The organism is Streptomyces longispororuber (assembly GCF_024448165.1).
Taxonomy (GTDB): domain Bacteria; phylum Actinomycetota; class Actinomycetes; order Streptomycetales; family Streptomycetaceae; genus Streptomyces; species Streptomyces longispororuber_A.
Map to the genome: position 1 here is coordinate 14,396 of NZ_JAMOLN010000107.1, position 20,214 is coordinate 34,609.

General features: G+C 73.5%; 18 protein-coding genes. 13 read left to right on the plus strand and 5 right to left on the minus strand.

All coding sequences use genetic code 11. The features are described from left to right. The first annotated feature begins 146 nt into the window (after window positions 1–146). Both M4J07_RS27150 and hemW read left to right on the plus strand, forming a co-directional pair. Entirely contained in the window at window positions 147–2,144 is a 1,998-nt protein-coding gene (locus tag M4J07_RS27150) for a SpoIIE family protein phosphatase (protein WP_255975700.1), read from the plus strand. 39 nt (window positions 2,145–2,183) lie between these two features. After that, window positions 2,184–3,416: a radical SAM family heme chaperone HemW gene (gene hemW / locus M4J07_RS27155; RefSeq protein ID WP_255975702.1), complete on the plus strand. Its 1,233-nt coding sequence runs from the start codon at window positions 2,184–2,186 to the stop codon at window positions 3,414–3,416. Window positions 3,417–3,475: 59 nt separating this feature from the next. On the opposite strand, the gene M4J07_RS27160 is transcribed toward hemW, so the two are convergent. Together M4J07_RS27160 and M4J07_RS27165 are read right to left on the minus strand one after the other, a co-directional pair. Further along, the gene (locus M4J07_RS27160) at window positions 3,476–4,354 is read right to left on the minus strand and encodes a DUF3097 domain-containing protein (RefSeq protein WP_255975704.1); all 879 of its coding nucleotides are present in this window, start codon (window positions 4,352–4,354) and stop codon (window positions 3,476–3,478) included. A gap of 34 nt (window positions 4,355–4,388) precedes the next feature. After that, the gene (locus M4J07_RS27165) at window positions 4,389–5,120 is read right to left on the minus strand and encodes an MBL fold metallo-hydrolase (protein ID WP_255975706.1); all 732 of its coding nucleotides are present in this window, start codon (window positions 5,118–5,120) and stop codon (window positions 4,389–4,391) included. A gap of 136 nt (window positions 5,121–5,256) precedes the next feature. Here M4J07_RS27165 and hrcA point away from each other — a divergent pair, with 136 nt between their 5' ends. From hrcA to M4J07_RS27190, 5 genes are all read left to right on the plus strand, one after another. After that, window positions 5,257–6,273, plus strand: coding sequence for a heat-inducible transcriptional repressor HrcA (gene hrcA, locus M4J07_RS27170; protein WP_255975708.1), 1,017 nt, complete (start codon window positions 5,257–5,259; stop codon window positions 6,271–6,273). Further along, window positions 6,274–7,407, plus strand: a complete 1,134-nt coding sequence (gene dnaJ, locus M4J07_RS27175; protein WP_255975710.1) for a molecular chaperone DnaJ — start codon at window positions 6,274–6,276, stop codon at window positions 7,405–7,407. A gap of 271 nt (window positions 7,408–7,678) precedes the next feature. Then, on the plus strand, window positions 7,679–8,752 hold the full coding sequence (locus M4J07_RS27180) for a nitronate monooxygenase (RefSeq protein ID WP_255975712.1): 1,074 nt from the start codon (window positions 7,679–7,681) through the stop codon (window positions 8,750–8,752). Beyond that, window positions 8,749–9,495, plus strand: a complete 747-nt coding sequence (locus M4J07_RS27185) for a 16S rRNA (uracil(1498)-N(3))-methyltransferase (RefSeq protein ID WP_255975714.1) — start codon at window positions 8,749–8,751, stop codon at window positions 9,493–9,495. The genes M4J07_RS27180 and M4J07_RS27185 overlap by 4 nt, the downstream gene beginning before the upstream one ends. A gap of 93 nt (window positions 9,496–9,588) precedes the next feature. After that, window positions 9,589–9,981 carry a VOC family protein gene (locus tag M4J07_RS27190; protein ID WP_255975716.1) on the plus strand — a complete coding sequence of 131 codons (393 nt, stop codon included), beginning with the start codon at window positions 9,589–9,591 and terminating at the stop codon, window positions 9,979–9,981. On the opposite strand, the gene M4J07_RS27195 is transcribed toward M4J07_RS27190, so the two are convergent. After that, on the minus strand, window positions 9,978–10,355 hold the full coding sequence (locus M4J07_RS27195) for a hypothetical protein (protein WP_255975718.1): 378 nt from the start codon (window positions 10,353–10,355) through the stop codon (window positions 9,978–9,980). The two genes, M4J07_RS27190 and M4J07_RS27195, sit on opposite strands and share 4 nt — an antisense overlap. 129 nt (window positions 10,356–10,484) lie before the next feature. Between M4J07_RS27195 and M4J07_RS27200 the strand changes: the two genes are divergently transcribed. From M4J07_RS27200 to M4J07_RS27220, 5 genes are all read left to right on the plus strand, one after another. Beyond that, window positions 10,485–11,075, plus strand: coding sequence for a hypothetical protein (locus tag M4J07_RS27200; RefSeq protein ID WP_255975720.1), 591 nt, complete (start codon window positions 10,485–10,487; stop codon window positions 11,073–11,075). A gap of 46 nt (window positions 11,076–11,121) precedes the next feature. Beyond that, complete coding sequence (locus M4J07_RS27205; protein WP_255975722.1) at window positions 11,122–14,337, plus strand: S41 family peptidase; 3,216 nt, start codon at window positions 11,122–11,124, stop codon at window positions 14,335–14,337. A 134-nt stretch (window positions 14,338–14,471) separates the two neighbouring features. Next, the gene (locus tag M4J07_RS27210; RefSeq protein WP_255975724.1) at window positions 14,472–14,825 is read left to right on the plus strand and encodes a histidine triad nucleotide-binding protein; all 354 of its coding nucleotides are present in this window, start codon (window positions 14,472–14,474) and stop codon (window positions 14,823–14,825) included. Window positions 14,826–14,846: 21 nt separating this feature from the next. Continuing rightward, window positions 14,847–15,782 (plus strand): ribonuclease Z, encoded by a 936-nt coding sequence (locus M4J07_RS27215; RefSeq protein WP_255975726.1) that lies wholly within the window; start codon window positions 14,847–14,849, stop codon window positions 15,780–15,782. Between the two features lie 35 nt (window positions 15,783–15,817). Beyond that, window positions 15,818–16,873 carry an adenosine deaminase gene (locus tag M4J07_RS27220; protein ID WP_255975728.1) on the plus strand — a complete coding sequence of 352 codons (1,056 nt, stop codon included), beginning with the start codon at window positions 15,818–15,820 and terminating at the stop codon, window positions 16,871–16,873. Here the strand turns inward: M4J07_RS27220 and M4J07_RS27225 are convergent. Beyond that, the gene (locus M4J07_RS27225) at window positions 16,825–18,180 is read right to left on the minus strand and encodes an MFS transporter (RefSeq protein WP_255975730.1); all 1,356 of its coding nucleotides are present in this window, start codon (window positions 18,178–18,180) and stop codon (window positions 16,825–16,827) included. The two genes, M4J07_RS27220 and M4J07_RS27225, sit on opposite strands and share 49 nt — an antisense overlap. A 246-nt stretch (window positions 18,181–18,426) precedes the next feature. Further along, window positions 18,427–19,224, minus strand: coding sequence for an IclR family transcriptional regulator (locus M4J07_RS27230; RefSeq protein WP_255975732.1), 798 nt, complete (start codon window positions 19,222–19,224; stop codon window positions 18,427–18,429). 69 nt (window positions 19,225–19,293) lie between these two features. On the opposite strand from M4J07_RS27230, the gene M4J07_RS27235 reads away from it, so the two are divergent. After that, a partial coding sequence (locus M4J07_RS27235) for a 5-dehydro-4-deoxyglucarate dehydratase (protein ID WP_255975734.1) occupies window positions 19,294–20,214 on the plus strand: 921 nt, incomplete at its 3' end.

Below are 20,214 nucleotides of genomic sequence, written 5' to 3' on the forward strand. Positions count from 1 at the left end.
TCGAGCCCGTCCTGAGGCACACGCATAGCACTGTTCTCACTCATAGCGGCCCACTTCGGTAACTCGATGCTTATGGGCGTGGTCAGTCTGTCACTCTGTCCATGTCGCCTGAGGCGTAAATGCCCGAACTGCTCAGGAGCCGAACCGTGGGGTCCATTCCTATTCAGCGGGAGACCACCTCCCGCGCCGGGGAACTGCCGGACCACCCGCACGGGGGACCGGTCGTGGCCCGCACGTCGCTGCCCGGAAACCCGCTGGCCCCGGCCGCCGCCCGGCGCTTCGTCAGGGCCGCGTTCGCCGAGTGGACCGAACTGGAGCTGCCCGTCGCCGCCACGCTCTGCGACCGGCTCACCGACGACGCCGTCGTCGTGCTCAGCGAACTCGTCACGAACGCCGTCGTGCACGCCGGCACCAGTGTCGAGCTGCTCTGCCGCATGGAGGAGGCCGCCCCCGACGGCACGCCCGCCGGTCTCGTCGTCGAGGTCACCGACCACCACCCGGCGCGCGCCGTCCGCAACGACCGGGCCCAGCGCACCCCCGAGACCCCCGAGACCCCCGAGTACGGCCGCGGCCTCCAACTCGTCGCGTCCCTCGCCGATTCGTGGGGCATCACGTACCGCCCCGGCACCAAGACGGTCTGGGCCCGCCTGCCCGCCGACGCCTCCGGACCCGCGGCCGACGCCGTCGCCGAGGACGGAGCGCAGCCGGGGGCGCGCGCCCTGCAGCGCGGCCCGCGCGCCGCCGAACTGCTCGCGCCGGTGCCCAGACGCGCGCCCCAGGACCGGGACTGGATCAACCGCGGCGCGCTCTCCTTCCTCGCCGAGGCGTCCGACCTGCTCGCCGGCCAGCTCGACGAGGACATGGTCGCCGCCCTCGTCGGCCAGCTCCTCGTCCCGCGGCTCGCCGACTGGTGCGCGGTCTGGTTCTACGACGAGGAGGGCCGCGGCCTCCCGGGCGCCTTCGACCACGATCCGCGCGGCACCGAGGGCCCGGTGCAGGCGCCGCGCCTCGCCCGGGTCTGGCACACCCACGAGAACCGCATCGAGGACCTCCGCCGGATCCTGGAGAAGGAGCCGCCGCGGCTGCCCGACTCCGTGCGCTCCGCCGCCTTCCCGGTGCCCTGGCCCTTCGAGGCGCAGGGCGGCGCCGGCCTGGAGGACTCCGGCGCCGCGCTCGCCTACCGGCTGTCCGCGGGCGGCCGCACCCTCGGCATCCTGCTCATCGGGCGGACCGGTCTCGTCCGGTTCCCCGACGAGGTCACCGGGCTCGTCGAGGACTTCAGCCGCCGCGTCGCCCTGGCGGTGAGCGCGGCCCGCCGCTTCACCCGGCAGGCCACCATCAGCCGCATCCTGCAGCGCGGTCTGCTGCCCACCTCCATCGCCGAGATCCCCGGCATGAAGACCGCCCTCGTCTACGAGCCGAAGGAGGCGGGCGGCCCCGGCGGCGACTTCTACGACGTGTTCCCCGCGGGCGACGGACGCTGGTGCTTCGCCCTCGGCGACGTACAGGGCAAGGGCCCGGAGGCGGCCGTCGTCATCGGCCTCGCCCGGCCCTGGCTGCGCCTCCTGGCCCGTGAGGGCTACCCGGTCGCCCAGGTCCTCGACCGGCTCAACCGGCTGCTGCTCGACGACGCGACCGAAGCCGCCGACGCCGCGGCCCGGGCGATCGCCGCGGCGGGCGGTCAGGGCGTTCCGCCGGAAGGTTCCAGCTCCCGCTTCCTGTCGCTCCTCTACGGCGAGCTGACGCCCTATGACGACGGGGACGGGGACGGGGGCGGGGCCGGGGTGTGCTGCACGCTGGCGTCCGCCGGGCATCCGCTGCCGCTGCTGATGCGGCCGGGCGGCGAGGTCGTGGCGGCGGCCGCGCCGCAGGTGCTGCTCGGCGTCGTCGACGACCCGGACTACACCAGCGAGACCTTCGAGCTGCGCACCGGCGACACCCTGCTCTGCGTCACCGACGGGGTGACCGAGCGCCGCTCGGGGCACCACCAGTTCGACGACGGCGACGGCCTCGCGCAGGCCCTCGCCGGGTGCGCGGGACTCACCGCGCCGCTGCTCGCGGAGCGCATCCGGCGCCTGGTGCACGCCTTCGCGGACAGCCCGCCGGACGACGATCTGGCGCTGCTCGTGCTGCAGGCGGAGTGACCGGCGCGGCGGGTTCGCCGGAGGCGGGACAATGGGGGCATGCCTTCCGCACTTCCCGACGGTGAGCCCGTGCCCGACGACGGCTCGCTCCCGGCCTCCGCGCTCGCCGCGGCCGGCGACCGCCCCCTCGGCTTCTACCTGCACGTCCCGTACTGCGCCACGCGCTGCGGGTACTGCGACTTCAACACGTACACGGCGACCGAGCTGCGCGGCAGCGGAGGCGTGCTCGCCTCCCGCGACAACTACGCGGACACCCTGGCCGACGAGATCAGGCTCGCCCGGAAGGTGCTCGGCGACGACCCTCGCCCGGTGCGCACCGTCTTCGTCGGCGGCGGCACGCCGACGCTGCTGCCCGCCGCCGACCTCGTCCGGATGCTGCGGGCGATCCGGGACGAGTTCGGGCTCGCGGACGACGCCGAGGTGACCACCGAGGCCAATCCGGAGTCCGTCGACCCGGCGTATCTGGCGGAGCTGCGGGCCGGCGGTTTCAACCGGGTGTCGTTCGGGATGCAGAGCGCCCGGCAGCACGTCCTGAAGGTGCTCGACCGCACGCACACGCCCGGCCGGCCCGAGGCGTGCGTCGCGGAGGCCAGGGCCGCCGGGTTCGAGCACGTGAACCTGGACCTGATCTACGGCACGCCGGGGGAGACGGACGACGACTGGCGGGCCTCGCTGGACGCGGCGATCGGCGCCGGGCCCGACCACGTCAGCGCGTACGCCCTGATCGTCGAGGAGGGCACGCAGCTCGCGCGGCGGATCCGTCGGGGCGAGGTGCCGATGACCGACGACGACGTGCACGCCGACCGCTATCTGATCGCCGACGAGGTCTTCGCCGCGGCCGGGTTCGACTGGTACGAGGTGTCGAACTGGGCCACGTCCGAGGCCGCCCGCTGCCTGCACAACGAACTGTACTGGCGCGGGGCCGACTGGTGGGGGGCCGGGCCGGGCGCGCACTCGCACGTGGGCGGGGTGCGGTGGTGGAACGTGAAGCACCCCGGGGCGTACGCGGCGGCCCTCGCGGAGGGGCGGTCGCCCGGGGCCGGGCGTGAGGTGCTCGCCGACGAGGACCGGCGGGTCGAGCGGATCCTGCTGGAGCTGCGGCTGAAGGACGGCTGCCCGTTGTCGTTGCTGAAGCCGGCCGGGCTGGCGGCGGCGCGCAAGGCGCTGGCGGACGGGCTGCTGGAGGGCGGGCCCTTCGCGGCGGGGCGGGCCGTGCTGACCCTGCGCGGGCGGCTGCTGGCGGACGGGGTCGTGCGGGACCTGGTGGACTGAGGCCGTATTGGGGCGGGCGCCGGTCGTGGCGCTCGCCCCGTGCCGCGGGCGAGGCGGATCTACGGGGCCGGGGCCGTGACGAAGTCGATCAACTCCTCGACGCGGCCCAGGAGTTCGGGCTCCAGGTCCTTGTACGAGCGGACCCGCGACAGGATGTGCTGCCACGCCTCACCGGTGTGCGCCACGCGCCAGCCCAGCGCCCGGCACACGCCCGTCTTCCAGTCCTGGCCGTGCGGGACGCGGGGCCAGGCGTCGATGCCCACCGACGACGGCTTCACCGCCTCCCAGATGTCGATGTACGGGTGGCCCACGATCAGCGCGTGCTCGCTCGTCACCGACCGGGCGATCTTCCACTCCTTGGTGCCGGGCACCAGGTGGTCGACGAGGACGCCGAGGCGCGCGTCGGGGCCCGGCGCGAACTCCGCCACGATCGCCGGGAGGTCGTCCACGCCCTCCAGGAACTCCACGGCCACGCCCTCGATGCGCAGGTCGTCGCCCCAGACCCGCTCGATGAGCTCGGCGTCGTGCTTGCCCTCCACGTAGATCCGGCCCGCCCTGGCCACCCGGGCGCGGGCGCCCGGCACCGCCACCGAGCCGGACGCGGTGCGCGTGGGGCGCACCGGCGCCGCTCCCGTGGGCCGGACGAGCGTGACGACCTTGCCCTCCAGGAGGAACCCGCGCGGCTCCATCGGGAACACCCGGTGCTTGCCGAAGCGGTCCTCCAGGGTCACGGTCGGCCCCTGCGCCGACTTCTCGACGCGCACGACCGCGCCGCAGAAGCCCGTCGTGACCTCCTCCACGACGAGGTCGTGCTCGGCGGGGACCTCCGGGGCGGGCTTGTTCCGCTTCCAGGGAGGGGTCAGATCGGCTGAGTACAGACGACGCTGCGGGCCCGAAGGGCCCTCGGAGGGGTGGTGGCGGGAGACGGGTGGGCGCATTCGGCCGACGATAGGAGGAGTACGCAGGCCAGGGCTACGACACGCCGGAAAGCGCCGCCAGTGTGGCGCGCTGCGCACGGACGAACTCCGCATTCACCACCGAACCGTGCCCCGGCACGTAGACCGCGTCCTCGCCGCCGAGCGACAGGAGCCGGTCGAGCGCGGCCGGCCAGCGCCGCGGCGCCGCGTCCGAACCCGCCTGCGGTTCGCCCGACTCCTCCACCAGGTCGCCGCAGAAGACGATCTCCGGCCGGCCCGGGACCAGGACCACCAGATCGTGGCCGCTGTGCGCGGGGCCCAGGTTCGCGAGCAGCACCTGCAGGCCGCCGCCCAGGTCGAGCGTCCACTCGCCGCACACCCGGTGGTGCGGGGTGACCAGCAGGTCGGTGGCCTCGGCCGCCCGCTCCGGGTCGATGCCGTGCCGCACGGCGGTGGCGCAGATCTCCTCGCTGCCGTGCGCGAACACGGCGTCGATGCCCACGGCCCCGTACACCTCGACGCCGGCGAACGCCGCCGTGCCGAGGACGTGGTCGAAGTGCGGGTGGGTCAGAGCGACGTGCGTCACCCTTGCGTGTGCTCCCAGCAGGCGCCGGGTGTCCGCGCGCAGCCGGGCGCCTTCACGGAGTGAGGATCCGGTGTCGATCAGCAGCGCCGCGCCGTCCCCCACCACAAGCCCGGTCGTGCAGTCCCAGCCGGGCAGCCGGATCCGCCCCACGTTCGGAGCCAGTTCCTCCCAACCCGTCCCTGCCCAGTCGATACGTTCCATGAGCCCGACGCTAGCGCCCTTGCCGGGGCCGTACCCACCGGCCGTACACTGAGCCGGGGACCATTGGCACTCCCCGTCGGCGAGTGCCAGACGAACCGCAGGAGACCGCAGAGGCAGGAGCTGGAGGTGTGCGCGGATGCTCAGTGAACGCAGGCTCGAGGTGCTGCGCGCCATCGTCCAGGACTACGTCGGCACCGAGGAGCCGGTCGGCTCCAAGGCGCTGACCGAGCGGCACAGCCTGGGCGTCTCGCCGGCGACCGTGCGCAACGACATGGCCGCCCTGGAGGACGAGGGGTACATCGCCCAGCCGCACACCAGTGCCGGGCGCATCCCCACGGACAAGGGGTACCGCCTCTTCGTCGACAAGCTCACGAACGTGAAGCCGATGACCGCGCCGGAGCGGCGCGCCGTCCAGAACTTCCTGGAGGGCGCCGTCGACCTGGACGACGTCGTCGGCCGGACCGTGCGGCTGCTCGCGCAGCTGACGCGGCAGGTCGCGATCGTCCAGTACCCGTCGCTGACCCGGTCCACGGTGCGCCACGTCGAGCTGCTCTCGCTCGCGCCCGCGCGTCTGATGCTCGTGCTGATCACGGACACCGGACGCGTGGAGCAGCGGATGGTCGACTGCCCGGCGCCGTTCGGCGAAACGTCTCTCGCGGATCTGCGGGCCCGGCTCAACAGCCGGGTCGCGGGCCGCCGGTTCGCCGACGTACCGCAGCTGGTGCAGGACCTGCCGGAGGCCTTCGAGGCGGAGGACCGCGGCACGGTCTCGACGGTGCTCTCCACCCTGCTGGAGACGCTCGTCGAGGAGTCCGAGGAACGGCTGATGATCGGCGGCACCGCCAATCTCACCCGCTTCGGACATGACTTTCCCCTCACCATCCGTCCTGTCCTCGAAGCACTTGAGGAGCAGGTCGTGCTCCTCAAGTTGCTTGGTGAGGTGGGGGATTCGGGCATGGCCGTACGGATCGGTCACGAGAACGCCCATGAGGGACTCAACTCCACGTCCGTGGTGTCGGTCGGCTACGGTTCGGGCGGCGAGGCAGTCGCCAAGCTGGGTGTCGTCGGACCGACACGCATGGATTACCCGGGAACGATGGGAGCAGTACGCGCAGTGGCACGTTACGTCGGACAGATCCTGGCGGAGTCGTAAGTGGCCACGGACTACTACGCCGTACTCGGCGTGCGCCGCGACGCTTCCCAGGACGAGATCAAGAAGGCCTTCCGGAGGCTGGCGCGTGAGCTTCACCCGGATGTGAATCCGGACCCGAAGACTCAGGAGCGCTTCAAGGAGATCAACGCCGCCTACGAGGTGCTCTCCGACCCGCAGAAGAAGCAGGTCTACGACCTCGGGGGCGACCCCCTGTCGCAGGCCGGCGGCGGGGCCGGTGGCTTCGGGCAGGGCGGGTTCGGGAACTTCTCGGACATCATGGACGCGTTCTTCGGCACGGCGTCGCAGCGCGGGCCGCGCTCGCGCACCCGCCGCGGCCAGGACGCCATGATCCGTCTGGAGGTCGAGCTCGACGAGGCGGCCTTCGGCACCACCAAGGACATCCAGGTCGACACCGCCGTGGTCTGTACGACCTGCAGCGGTGAGGGCGCCGCGCCCGGCACCTCCGCGCAGACCTGTGACATGTGTCGCGGTCGCGGTGAGGTCTCGCAGGTCACGCGGTCCTTCCTCGGCCAGGTCATGACCTCGCGGCCGTGCCCGCAGTGCCAGGGGTTCGGCACCGTCGTGCCCACCCCGTGCCCGGAGTGCGCCGGCGACGGCCGCATCCGGTCGCGGCGCACGCTGACGGTGAAGATCCCGGCGGGCGTGGACAACGGGACGCGGATCCAGCTCGCGGGCGAGGGCGAGGTCGGCCCCGGCGGCGGTCCCGCCGGCGACCTGTACGTGGAGATCCACGAGCTGCCGCACCCGACGTTCCAGCGGCGCGGCGACGACCTGCACTGCACGGTCACCATCCCGATGACGGCGGCGGCCCTCGGCACGAAGGTGCCGCTGGAGACGCTCGACGGCCTTGAGGAGATCGACATCCGGCCGGGCACGCAGTCCGGTCAGTCGGTGCCGCTGCACGGGCGCGGTGTCACGCATCTGCGGGGTGGCGGCCGGGGCGACCTGATCGTGCACGTCGAGGTGATGACGCCGCAGAAGCTCGATCCCGAGCAGGAGCGGCTGTTGCGGGAGTTGGCGAAGTTGCGGGGTGAGGAGCGGCCGACCGGGCAGTTCCAGCCCGGGCAGCAGGGGTTGTTCTCGCGGTTGAAGGATGCGTTTAACGGGCGGTGAGCCTGTTGGTGGCGGGGCCCGGGGGTCATCCCCCGGGCCCCGTTTTATTGCGGGTTCGAGGGTGCCTCCTGATGAGGGTGCCGGGTGCGGGTCGTGGGGGTTGCTCGCGCAGTTCCCCGCGCCCCTGAAGGCGCACTCCGTGCGCCCCCAGGGCGCGGCTTCGTACGTCCCAGGGCGCGGCTTCGTACGTCTCAGGGCGCGGCTTCGTGTGGTCCGGGGAGAGCGGAAGGGTCGATTCGGTGGTGCGATCAGGACGTGGCACGATGCGGGCATGTCCTCCGCACTGACCGATCTCTGCCACTATCCGATCGTGCAGGCCCCCATGGCGGGCGGCGCATCCTGTCCCGTGCTCGTGGCCGCCGTCTCCGAGGCGGGCGGGCTCGGGTTCCTCGCCGCCGGGTACAAGACCGCCGACGGCATGTACCAGGAGATCAAGCAGGTGCGGGGGCTGACCGGGCGGCCCTTCGGCGTCAATCTGTTCATGCCGCAGCCCGAGTACGCCGATCCCGCCGCGGTCGACGTCTACCGGCACCAGCTCGCCGGCGAGGCCACCTGGTACCAGACCCAGCTCGGCGACCCCGACAGCGGCCGCGACGACGGCTACGACGCCAAGCTCGCCATCCTCGTCGACGACCCGGTGCCGCTGGTCACCTTCACGTTCGGCTGCCCGACCCGCGAGGTGCTGCAGGCGCTGCAGCGCGTCGGCACCCTCACCGCGGTCACCGTGACCACGGTCGACGAGGCGCAGGCCGCGCAGCGGGCGGGCGCCGACGCCGTGTGCGTCCAGGGCATCGAGGCCGGCGGACACCAGGGCACGCACCGCGACAACCCCGAGACCGACGGTGGCGGGCTCGGCCTGCTCGCACTGATCTCCCAGGTCAAGGAAGCGGTGCAGATCCCGATCATCGCGGCGGGCGGCATCATGCGCGGCGCGCAGATCGCCGCCGTGCTCGCCGCCGGGGCCGACGTCGCCCAGCTCGGCACCGCGTTCCTGGTCACCCCGGAGTCCGGCGCGCCCGCGCTGCACAAGCGCGCCATGACCGACCCGCTGTTCACCCGCACCGAGCTGACCCGGGCCTTCTCCGGGCGGCCCGCACGCGGCCTCGTCAACCGGTTCCTGCGCGAGCACGGGCCGTACGCGCCCGCCGCCTACCCGGAGATCCACCACGTCACCTCGCCGCTGCGGAAGGCCGCGGCGAAGGCCGGGGACCCGCAGGGCATGGCCCTGTGGGCGGGGCAGGGGCACCGGCTCGCCCGGGAGCTGCCCGCCGGCCAGCTCGTCGAGGTGCTCGCCGCCGAACTCGACGCCGCCAAGGGCGCGTTGGGGCAGCGGGGTGCCGCGTGACGGCGCCGGTGTTCGTCGTCGACGGCCCCGTGCCCGGCGACCGTACGTACGTCCTCGACGGGCCCGAGGGGCGGCACGCCGTCTCCGTGAAGCGGCTGCGGGCCGGGGAGGCCGTGGTGCTGACCGACGGGCTCGGCGCGTGGACCGAGGGCGTCGTCGCCGGGAGCGAGGGCAAGGACCGGCTGCTCGTCGACGTCGGCCCGGTGCGGGTGGAGGACGAGGCGCGGCCGCGGATCACCGTCGTGCAGGCGCTGCCCAAGGGCGACCGGGGCGAACTCGCCGTGGAGACCATGACCGAGACCGGCGTCGACGCGATCGTGCCGTGGTCCGCCTCGCGGTGCATCACGCAGTGGCGGGGCGAGCGGGGCCTCAAGGCGCTGGGGAAGTGGCGGGCCACCGCGCGCGAGGCCGGCAAGCAGTCGCGCCGGGTCCGTTTCCCGGAGGTCGCGGACGCCGCGTCGACCAAGGAGGTCGCCGCGCTGCTCGCCGGAGCGGACTTCGCCGCGGTGCTGCACGAGGACCGGGACTGTCCGAGCGGGGCGCTGGCCTCGGTGCCGCTGCCGGCCGACGGGTCGATCGTGCTCGTCGTGGGGCCGGAGGGCGGGGTGTCGCCGGAGGAGCTGGCGGTGTTCGGCGAGGCGGGAGCGCTGCCGCTCCGGCTCGGCCGCAGCGTGCTGCGGACGTCCACCGCCGGGACGGCCGCGGTGGCGTTGCTGCTGGGGCGGACCGGGCGCTGGGGGTAGCCGCTGCGCGGTCGCGCCGTCACGGGGTGTCGGCGGGGCGGGGCCTGCGGCTTCGCCGCTGCCTTCCCTCGGGCCCCGCCGTAAAATGGCGTCATGGAACTCGCCCAGGTGCGGTTGCTCGTCAGTGACTTCGGGGCCTGTTATCGGTTCTACGCCGATGTGCTGGGGCTCAAGCCGCAGTCCGGTGCGGAGCGCGGACCCTACGAGAAGTTCGCGCCACCCGGAGGGTCCGCCGGGATCGCCCTGCAGGACCGGGCCATGATGGCCGAGGTGCTGGGCGAGGTCGGGGAGCCGGCGAGCGGGCACCGGTCGCTCGTCGTGCTGCGGGTCGACGATCTGGACGCCTACTGCGAGGGCGTCACCGAGCGCGGCGGTGTGCTCGTGCACGGGCCCGCGCCCATGACGGAGCGGATGCGCGTCGCCCACCTCAAGGACCCCGAGGGCAATCTCGTCGAACTCCAGGAGTGGCTGCTGCTGCGCGGCTAGCCGGCGGGCGGCGGGGCCACCGCGTCGAAGAGCGGCCAGGCGTCGACCTCCACCGTGCGCTCCGTGGTCGGGAACAGGCCGCGGGCCAGCGCCTCGTCCAGCAACGCCCGTACCGTGCCCGGCTCGTAGAGGTTGAGGTAGACCTGGCCCGGCATCCGGACCGTCGCGCCCCGGTCGAAGTAGTCGTCGGCGATGATCCGGCCCTCACCCGGCCGGAACACCAGGCGCAGCCGCGCCCGGGAACCGGGCCGCCAGAGCGTCACCTTGCTGGCGCAGCCCGGGTAGCCGAGCACGCGGTCGTGGCGGTGCCCGAAGGACCAGCCGTACTCGGTGCCGTCCACCACGAGGCGGCGGATCCTGCGTCTGGTCACCATGACGGCACTGTAGACGGCAGTTGCCCGCGGCGGCCTGCCGCGGACGGCAGCGGCTGTCCGGTGCCGCCCTCCGCGTCGTGTCCGCAACTGCTCTACCGCTCGGGGACCCTGGCTGGCATCCTGCCGCTCATGGGGGCATTGAGGCGTATAGGAGCCCGATTACGGCATAAGCGGGCCCTGGCCGCGGTGGGCGTCGTCGCCGCCGTCGTCGGGGGAGCCGTCGCGTGCCAGCCGGTCGACGGGGATCTGAACGTCACCACCGTCGCCGCCACCACCGACCAGGAGGCCACCCAGGAACTGAACCGGCAGCACGCCGACGTGGCCTGGCTCAGCTGCACCGGTGCGTACAAGAGCGGTGGCACGCAAGGGAGTTCGGCGCCGAGCGAGGTGCAGGTCAACTGCACCGGCAGGACGAAGAAGGGCGAGGACATCACCGTCGACGGGTGGGCCAACGGCGTCGTCTCCGGCCACTGCGTGCGCGGGACGTTCATCGCGCGGATCGAGGGCAAGGTCTGGTTCCGGCTGTCCGTGCTCGGCAACTGCGCGGAGACGGGCGCCACTTCGCAGCCGCCCGAGGAGAGCAAGCCGCCCGAGGAGAGCAAGCCGCCCCAGGAGACCCCGTCGCAGCACGAGCCGCAGCCCGGCACCACCCGCACCGTCACCGAGACCGTCACCGTGTGGCCGACCGAGCCCAGCTGCTCCTGCCCGCAGGGAAAGTGATCTGACGGGCTGACGAGGGGCGCAGCGGAAATTTAGGGTGGGCGGGGTGACGAATCCTGCGTACCTCCGGTTCCCGCACCTGCACGGCGAGTTGGTGGTCTTCACCGCCGAGGACGACGTCTGGGCCGCACCCCTCGACGGCGGCCGCGCCTGGCGGGTCAGCGCCGACAACATGCCCGTCAGCCACCCCCGCGTCTCCCCGGACGGCACGACCGTCGCGTGGACGTCCCGACGCGACGGCGCCCCCGAGGTCCACGTCGCCCCGGTCGACGGCGGACCCTCCGAACGCCTCACGTACTGGGGGAGTTGGACCACGTCCGTGCGCGGCTGGACCCCCGACGGGCGGGTGCTCGCCGTCAGCACGCACGGCCAGGCCTCGTCGCGCCGCAGCTGGGCACGGGCCGTACCGCTGGACGGCGGACCCGCCGAGACCCTGCCGTACGGGCCCGTGGGCGGCGTCGCGTACGGGCCGGGGTCCGAAGTGCTGCTGCTGTCCGCGCCGATGGGGCGCGAGGCCGCCTGGTGGAAGCGGTACCGGGGCGGCACCGCGGGCAAGCTGTGGATCGACCGGGAGGGCGCGGGCGAGTTCGTCCGGCTGCACGCGGACCTCGACGGGAACGTGGAGACCCCGATGTGGGTGGGGGAGCGCGTCGCGTTCCTCTCCGACCACGAGGGCGTGGGGGCCGTGTACTCGTCCCTGCCGGACGGCTCGGAGCTGCGCCGGCACACCCCCGTCGACGGCTTCTACGCCCGGCAGGCGGCCACCGACGGCACGCGCGTCGTGTACGCGAGCGCCGGGCGTCTGTGGCTGGTCGACGACCTGACCGGCGACGCCGAACCCCGGGCGCTCGACGTGCGGCTCGGCGGGCAGCGGGCCGATCTGCAGCCGCGGCCGGTCGACGCGGCCCGCTGGTTCGGGGCCGCGTCGCCCGACCACACCGGACGCGGCAGCGCCGTCGCCGTGCGCGGCGCCGTGCACTGGGTGACCCACCGGTCCGGGCCCGCCCGCGCGCTCGCCGCCGAGCAGGGCGTACGGGCCCGGCTCCCGCACACCTTCCGCGTCGACGGCGAGGAGCACGTGGTGTGGGTGACGGACGCCGAGGGCGACGACGCCCTGGAGTTCGTGCCCGCCACCGGCGCCGGACCGGGGGCGACGCCGCGCAGGCTCGGCGGTGGCCGGCTCGGCCGGGTCCTCGGCCTGACCGTCGCGCCGGACGGCGGCCGGGTCGCCGTGGCCGCGCACGACGGCCGGGTCCTGCTCGTCGAGCGCGACAGCGGTGACGTACGGGAAGTGGACCGCAGCGAGGACGGGCACGCCTCCGGGCTCGCCTTCTCGCCCGACTCGGCGTGGCTCGCCTGGTCGCATCCCGGCCCGCACGGCCTGCGTCAGCTCAAGCTCGCCAACGCCGCCGACCTCGCTGTCACCGAGGCGACGCCGCTCCGCTTCCGGGACTACGCGCCCGCGTTCACGCTCGACGGCAAGCACCTGGCGTTCCTGTCGGCGCGCTCCTTCGACCCGGTCTACGACGAGCACGCCTTCGACCTCGCGTTCGTGGGCGGCTCCCGGCCGCACCTGATCACGCTCGCGGCGACCACCCCGTCCCCGTTCGGACCGCAGCGGCACGGGCGGCCCTTCGAGGCCGTCGACAAGGACGAGACGCCCGACAGCGAGGGCGCGCCCGCCACCAGGGTCGATCTGGAGGGGCTCGTCGACCGGATCGTGCCGTTCCCCGTCGAGGCCGCCCGCTATTCGACGCTGCGCACCGCGAAGGACGGCGTGCTGTGGCTGCGGCACCCGGTGCGCGGCGTGCTCGGTGACTCCCGGGCCAGCCGCAACGACCCGGACCCGAAGACCCGCCTGGAGCGCTACGACCTGGCCCAGCAGCGCATCGAGGACATCGGCTCCGACGCCGACCACTTCGAGGTCACCGGCGACGGCAAGCGCGTCCTGCTGTGGACCGGCGAGGTGCTCAAGGTCGTGCCGAGCGACCGGCGGCCCTCGCACGACGAGGACAGCGACACGAACATCACCGTCGACCTGACGCGGATCGGCCAGACCGTCGACCCGGTGGCCGAGTGGCGGCAGATGTACGAGGAGGCCGGGCGCCTCATGCGGGACAACTTCTGGCGCGCGGACATGAACGGGGTCGACTGGGCCGGGGTCCTCGACCGGTACCGGCCGGTCCTGGAGCGGGTGGCGACCCATGACGACCTCGTCGACCTGCTGTGGGAGGTGCAGGGGGAGCTGGGCACCTCGCACGCGTACGTCGTCCCGCGCGGCGGGGGCGGCTCCGGGTCCCGCAGGCAGGGGCTCCTCGGGGCCGACGTCTCCCGCCACGAGGACGGCAGTTGGCGGATCGACCAGGTGCTGCCGTCCGAGACGTCCGACCCGCGTGCCCGGTCCCCGCTCGCCGCGCCCGGGGTCGCCGTGCGCGCCGGGGACGCGATCCTGGCGGTGGGCGGGCGGCCCGTCGACCCGGTGGCCGGACCGGGGCCGCTGCTCGTCGGCACGGCGGACAAGCCGGTCGAGCTGACCGTGTCGCCGGCCGGCGGGGGCGATCCGCGGCACGTCGTCGTCGTGCCCGTGGCGGACGAGGAACCGCTCCGCTACCACGCGTGGGTGGCGGACCGGCGGGCGTACGTCCACGAGCAGTCCGGCGGGCGGCTCGGCTACCTCCACGTGCCCGACATGCAGGCGCCCGGGTGGGCGCAGATCCATCGTGATCTGAGCGTCGAGGTCGCCCGCGAGGGGCTCGTCGTGGACGTCCGCGAGAACCGGGGCGGGCACACGTCGCAGCTCGTCGTGGAGAAGCTGGCGCGGCGCGTCGTGGGCTGGGACCTGCCGCGCGGCAGCCGCCCGTTCTCGTACCCGATGGACGCCCCGCGCGGGCCCGTCGTGGCCGTCGCCAACGAGTTCTCCGGGTCCGACGGGGACATCGTGAACGCGGCGATCAAGGCGCTCGGGATCGGGCCCGTGGTGGGGGTCCGTACGTGGGGCGGCGTCATCGGGATCGACAGCCGGTACCGGCTGGTGGACGGGACGCTGGTGACGCAGCCGAAGTATGCGACGTGGATGGAGGGTTACGGGTGGGGTCTGGAGAACCACGGGGTGGACCCGGACGTGGAAGTGGTGGCCGCTCCGCAGGACGTCGCGGCCGGGCGTGATCCCCAACTCGACGAGGCCGTCCGCATCGCGCTGGCCGCACTCGCGGACACCCCACCGAAATCGGCTCCACCGCTGCCACGGGGTTCCGCGGGTTGACGGTCCGCTGGGGGCGGGTCGCGCATCCGCAGAGGCCCACGAAACAGAAGCGGGCAGACGGTGGCGCCCGCCCCAGTGGGGCTGATCGATACCATGCCGCCGTACTGATTCCAGCGCGCGAAGGAGACCGCAACGTGTCCGGGGAACCGCAGGCGGACTGCCTGTTCTGCAAGATCGTCGCGGGGGACGTCCCCGCCACCCTCGTCCGCGAGACAGAGACCACCGTCGCCTTCCGCGACATCAACCCGCAGGCCCCGACCCACATCCTGGTCATCCCGCGCGTCCACCACCCGGACGCCGCCTCCCTCGCCGCCGCCGAACCGGCGATCGCCGCCGACGTGCTGCGCGAGGCCGGCGAGGTGGCCAAGGAGGAGAAGCTGGACAGCTACCGGCTCGTGTTCAACACGGGCAGCGGCGCCGGCCAGACCGTCTTCCACGCGCACGCCCACGTCCTCGGCGGCCGCGGCCTGCAGTGGCCCCCCGGATAGCGGCCGGGATCACCACGCACCGTGTCCGTACGTGAATTCGTCGTCCTCGGCACCGCCAGCCAGGTCCCGACCCGGCACCGCAACCACAACGGCTACCTGCTGCGCTGGGACAGCGAGGGCATCCTCTTCGACCCCGGCGAGGGCACCCAGCGGCAGATGCTGCGGGCCGGCGTCGCCGCGCACGACCTGAACCGGATCTGCGTCACCCACTTCCACGGTGATCACAGCCTCGGTCTGGCCGGTGTGATCCAGCGGATCAACCTCGACCGGGTCCCGCACCCGGTGACCGCCCACTACCCGGCGTCCGGGCAGCGGTTCTTCGACCGGCTGCGGTACGCCACCGCGTACCGGGAGACCGTGGACATCGCCGAGGAACCGGTGAGCGGGGAGGGCGGGGTGCTCGCGGAGACGGCCTCGTACCGGCTGGAGGCACGCCGTCTCTCCCACCCGGTGGAGTCCTACGGCTACCGGCTCGTCGAACCCGACGGGCGCCGCATGCTGCCGGAGCGGCTCGCCGCGCACGGGATCGCGGGGCCGGACGTGGGACGCCTGCAGCGGGAGGGGAGCCTCGGCGGCGTCACCCTCGACGACGTCAGCGAGGTGCGGCGCGGGCAGCGCGTCGCGTTCGTCATGGACACCCGGCTGTGCGAGGGCGTCACCGAGCTCGCCGACGGGTGCGATCTGCTCGTCATCGAATCGACCTTCCTGGACGAGGATCGCCGACTCGCTTCCGATCATGGGCATTTGACGGCTGGTCAGGCTGCCCGTGTCGCGCGCGACGGCAACGTGCGGCATCTCGTCCTCACGCACTTCAGCCAGCGCTACGCCGACCCAGGGGGCCCCTCCCGGACGGAGTCCGGGGGAGAATTCGCCCGGCAGGCGCGGGCCGCCGGGTTCACCGGGGAGCTGACGGTCGCCCGCGACCTGGATCGCGTACCGGTGCCCAGGCGCGGGTGAGATCGCGGGGCGGCATCCGTGCGTACGATGCACGGATGTCCCTCGCATCACACGCCGCACCCCACCTCGAACGACTCGCCCGCATCCCCAAGGCCGAGCTGCACCTGCACATCGAAGGCACCCTCGAACCCGAGCTGGCCTTCGAGCTCGCCGCCCGCAACGGCATCACCCTGCCGTACGCCGACACCGAGGCGCTGCGGAAGGCGTACCTCTTCGCCGACCTGCAGTCCTTCCTCGACCTGTACTACTCCCTGATGGCCGTCCTGATCACCGAGGACGACTTCGAGTCGCTCGCCGACGCCTATCTGGCGCGCGCCGCCGAGCAGGGCGTGCGGCACGCCGAGATCTTCTTCGACCCGCAGGCGCACATGGCGCGCGGCGTGGAGATGGGGACCGTCGTCGAGGGCCTCGCGCGCGCCCTCGAACGCAGCGAGGAGCGGCACGGCGTCTCCACGAAGCTCATCATGTGCTTCCTGCGCGACCAGTCCGCCGAGTCGGCGATGGAGACCCTGGAGGCCGCCGAGCCGTACCTCGACAAGATCGTCGGGGTCGGGCTCGACTCGGCCGAGGTGGGCAACCCCGCCTCGAAGTTCCGCGCGGTGTACGAGGCCGCGGGCGCGCTCGGCCTGCGCAAGGTCGCGCACGCGGGCGAGGAGGGCGACCCGTCGTACGTGTGGGAGGCCCTGGACCTGCTCGGCGTCGAGCGCGTCGACCACGGGCTGCGGTCCCTGGAGGACCCGGAGCTGGTGGCCCGCCTGGTGCGGGACCGGATCCCGCTCACCCTGTGCCCGCTGTCGAACGTCCGGTTGCGCGCCATCGACGTCCTGGAGCAGCACCCGCTGGTGAAGATGATGGACGCGGGCCTGCTGTGCACCGTGAACTCCGACGACCCGGCCTACTTCGGCGGCTACGTCGGCGACACCTTCCACGCCGTCCACGAGGCGCTCGGCCTCGACCACGAACGGCTGCGGGAGCTGGCCCGCAACTCGTTCGTGGCGTCGTTCCTGGACGGCAGCGACGAGGAGGAGGCGCGCCGGGCGCGCTACATCGCCGAGGTCGACGCGTACGAGTTCGACGACATCTCGGGCTGAGCCCCGGACGGGCCCGCTGTCGTGAACTCGCCCTGGACCGGCTCCGGTCCGGCCTCGGCCACGACGGCGGGCACCTCGATCTCCACCACCGGCTGCTCCGGCAGACCGGACGGCGGCACGAACGCGCCGACCGGGGCGCCGCTGCGGCGCCGGGCCGCACCCGCGAACAGCGGGCGGCCACCCGTGTGCAGGGCCACCGCGGTCAGCGGCACCGCCAGCAGGAGCAGCGCCGCGGCGAGCGCCGCGCCCATCGTGGGGAAGCCGACCGACTGGGACAGGGCGCTGCCCACCAGCGGTCCGCACGCCGTGCCGAGCGAGGACGCCGAGCCGACGAGGACCGCCCAGCGGCCGCGCGGGTCGAGCGAGGCGGCCAGGCCCAGCAGGTAGGAGAGCACCACGGGGTAGAGGGTGTTCCAGGCGATCTCGCCGGTCGCGAAGGTGCCCAGGTCGTCCGCGCGGGCGCTGACCGCGATGCAGCACGCGATGGCCGCCGTACCGACGCCGATGGGCATCGCGCGGCCGATCCGGGCGCCGAGCGCGCCCGCGCCGATCACGCCGAGCAGTCCGGCGCCGAGCGCGATGGCGAACACCGAGCCGACCGCGACCTCGGTGAGGCCCGCCTGGTCGGTGCCGATGCGGCTGCTGACGCCCCACAGCGAGTTCTGCGCCATCGACCAGCAGACGATGACCGCCGCCAGCAGCATCCCCGAGCGGGCGTACGGGAGCGGGGACCTGGGTGCCGGGGCCGCGCTGTTGTCCGGGGTGGCGGGGTCGGCGAGCCGGTTCGTGGCGGGCCACACGGCGAGCGCGGTGAGGGCGAGGGCGGCGAACGGCAGGCCGTGGCCGTCGCTGATCCGCGGAATGGTCAGGTACAGGGCGCCGGCGAGCGCGGAGACGCTCAGCAGGCCGAGCGTCGAGGCGCGGTGCGGGTCCTTCTGGGCGGCGATCCCGGTGGCCGCGACGGCCGTCGCGGTGCCCGAGCCGAAGCCGCCGATCATCGCACCCGCGACGACCAGGGGGACGGTGCCGGAGAGCGCCGCGGTGCCGTAACCGACGGCGGCGAGGAGGAGTCCGGCGCGGGCGGCGCGGCGGGCGCCGATCCGGTCGACGCGGGCCGCGAGTGTGAAGCCCGCGGTGGCCGAGCTCAGCAGCAGGGTGCTGCCCATGAGACCGGCCTGGGTGGGAGAGAGATGCAGGCTGTCGGCGAGCCGGCCGACGACCGTGGGCAGCAGGTAGGCAGCGAGATAGCCGGCCGTGAAGAGGGCTATGAGCGCGGGGAGTGCGGGCCGGGGAGCGCGCGAAGACACGGGCAGTCCTGTAGACGGACCCCCTGCCCGGACACGGCTGCGCCGCTGTTTTGGGCAAGGGGGTGGTAAGGAAAAGGGGAGTTGGAGCGCGACGTCTTTGCGAACGGGACCGAACCGGGGACGTTGGGGCGCGGCCAATTTGTATCAAGCCGAAAGGGCCCCATAAAAGGCGGGGCCCTGTGACCTGAGACACATTTGGTTTGGGTGGGGTTCGCCCGGGTAGTCGAGAGCGCTTCGGCCGGGCCGCTAGCGCCAGTTGGGGGTGCCCGAGGTGCCCCGGAGGGCGGCCGTCTCGATCTTCGAGCGGATCTCCCGCATGACCGCCACGATCCGCTCCTCGTGCTCCGGCGTCAGCCGTGCGACCGGCACCGAGCAGCTGATGGCGTCGTGCGCGGGAGCGGCGTAGCGCAGGGCGAAGCCGAAGCCGACGATGCCGGGGACGCCCTCCTCGCGGTCGACCGAGTGGCCGCGGGCGCGGATCCGCTCCAGGTCGGCGGCGAGCGACTCGCGGGTGCTGTGCGAGTTCTCGGTGGCCCGGTCGTACGGGCCGGGCGGCAGGTACTCCGCGGGCCGTTCCGCGAGCAGCGCCTTGCCGAGCGCGCCGATGTGCGCGGGCAGCCGGCGGCCGACCCGGCTGATGGTGCGCAGGTACTCGTGCGACTCCCGGGTCGCCAGGTACGCCACGTCGAAGCCGTCGAGGCGGCCCAGGTGGATCGTCTCGCCGAGCGCCTCGGACGCCTCGTCGAGGTAGGGACGCGCGGTGCGCACGTGCGGGTCCGTGTCCAAGTAGCTGGTGCCGGTGAGCAGGGCGTGGATGCCGATGCCGTACAGGGAGCCGGTGACGTCCGTGCGGACCCAGCCGCGCGCGATGAGCGTCTGCAGCAGCGCGTACATGGAACTGCGCGGCACGGCCAGCTCGTCGGCGAGCTCCTGGAGGCGGGCCGGGCGGTCGCCGCGGGCGGCGAGGACGTCGAGCAGCTCGACGGTGCGCGCCGCCGACTTGACCTCGCGGACGCCGCGACCTTGCTGTTCCTGCTCTGGCATGCGCCGATCGTAAGCCGGGCGCCGCAAGGCCATTGACGGCCCCCGTTCGCGTACCTAATCTCCATCTACATGTGTGGATGGCATCTACGTACGGAGACAGCAGGTGGCGACGGCGACGTCGTCGCCCGGTTGCGGGACGGCATGGCGCGCGGCGTCCTCTCCTTCCCGCTGACGAGTTTCGGCGCCGACGGCTCGCTCGACCTCGACGGGTTCCGCGAGTACGTCGCCGCGCAGGTGGCGACCGGGCCCGGTGCGGTCTTCCCGGCCTGCGGCACCGGTGAGTTCTTCTCGCTCGACGAGGACGAGTACCGGCAGGTCGTCACCGCCGCCGTCGAGGAGACCGCGGGCCGGGTGCCCGTCGTCGCGGGCGTCGGCTACGGCTGGGCGCAGGCGGCCCGCTTCGCCCGGATCGCGGAGGAGGCCGGCGCGGACGCCCTGCTCGTCCTCCCGCACTACCTCGTGCGCGGCCCGCAGAGCGGACTCGTCGCCCAGGTCGAGCAGATCGCGGCCCGCACCCGGCTCCCGCTGATCGTCTACCAGCGCGACCAGGTCGCCTTCTCCCTCGACGCGTTCCGGCGCGTCGCCGCCCTGCCGAACGTCATCGGCCTCAAGGACGGGCACAGCGACCTCGACCGACTGCAGCGCCTCACCCTCGCCGCGCCCGACGGCTTCCTCTTCTTCAATGGAGCCGCCACCGCCGAGATCCAGGCCCGCGCGTACAGCGCCGTCGGCGTCCCCGCCTACTCCTCGGCCGTGCACGCCTTCGCGCCCGAGATCGCCGCCGCCTTCCTCGCCGCCCTGCGGGACGGGGACGGAGCGCGGGTGGACCGGCTGCTGCGCGAGTTCTACGTCCCGTTCGTCGAGCTCCGCGACCGCGTGCCCGGGTACGGCGTCTCGCTCGTCAAGGCCGCGGCCCGGCTGCGCGGCCGCCCCGTCGGCCCGGTCCGCGCACCCCTCGCCGACCCGACCCCCGCCGACCTCGCCGACCTG

Coding starts and splice junctions, on each gene's coding strand:
- hemW (WP_255975702.1), top strand. CDS start 2,184: ATGCCTTCCGCACTTCCCGACGGTGAGCCCGTGCCCGACGACGGCTCG.
- M4J07_RS27160 (WP_255975704.1), bottom strand. CDS start 4,354: ATGCGCCCACCCGTCTCCCGCCACCACCCCTCCGAGGGCCCTTCGGGC.
- M4J07_RS27165 (WP_255975706.1), bottom strand. CDS start 5,120: ATGGAACGTATCGACTGGGCAGGGACGGGTTGGGAGGAACTGGCTCCG.
- hrcA (WP_255975708.1), top strand. CDS start 5,257: ATGCTCAGTGAACGCAGGCTCGAGGTGCTGCGCGCCATCGTCCAGGAC.
- M4J07_RS27180 (WP_255975712.1), top strand. CDS start 7,679: ATGTCCTCCGCACTGACCGATCTCTGCCACTATCCGATCGTGCAGGCC.
- M4J07_RS27190 (WP_255975716.1), top strand. CDS start 9,589: ATGGAACTCGCCCAGGTGCGGTTGCTCGTCAGTGACTTCGGGGCCTGT.
- M4J07_RS27195 (WP_255975718.1), bottom strand. CDS start 10,355: ATGGTGACCAGACGCAGGATCCGCCGCCTCGTGGTGGACGGCACCGAG.
- M4J07_RS27200 (WP_255975720.1), top strand. CDS start 10,485: ATGGGGGCATTGAGGCGTATAGGAGCCCGATTACGGCATAAGCGGGCC.
- M4J07_RS27220 (WP_255975728.1), top strand. CDS start 15,818: ATGTCCCTCGCATCACACGCCGCACCCCACCTCGAACGACTCGCCCGC.
- M4J07_RS27230 (WP_255975732.1), bottom strand. CDS start 19,224: ATGCCAGAGCAGGAACAGCAAGGTCGCGGCGTCCGCGAGGTCAAGTCG.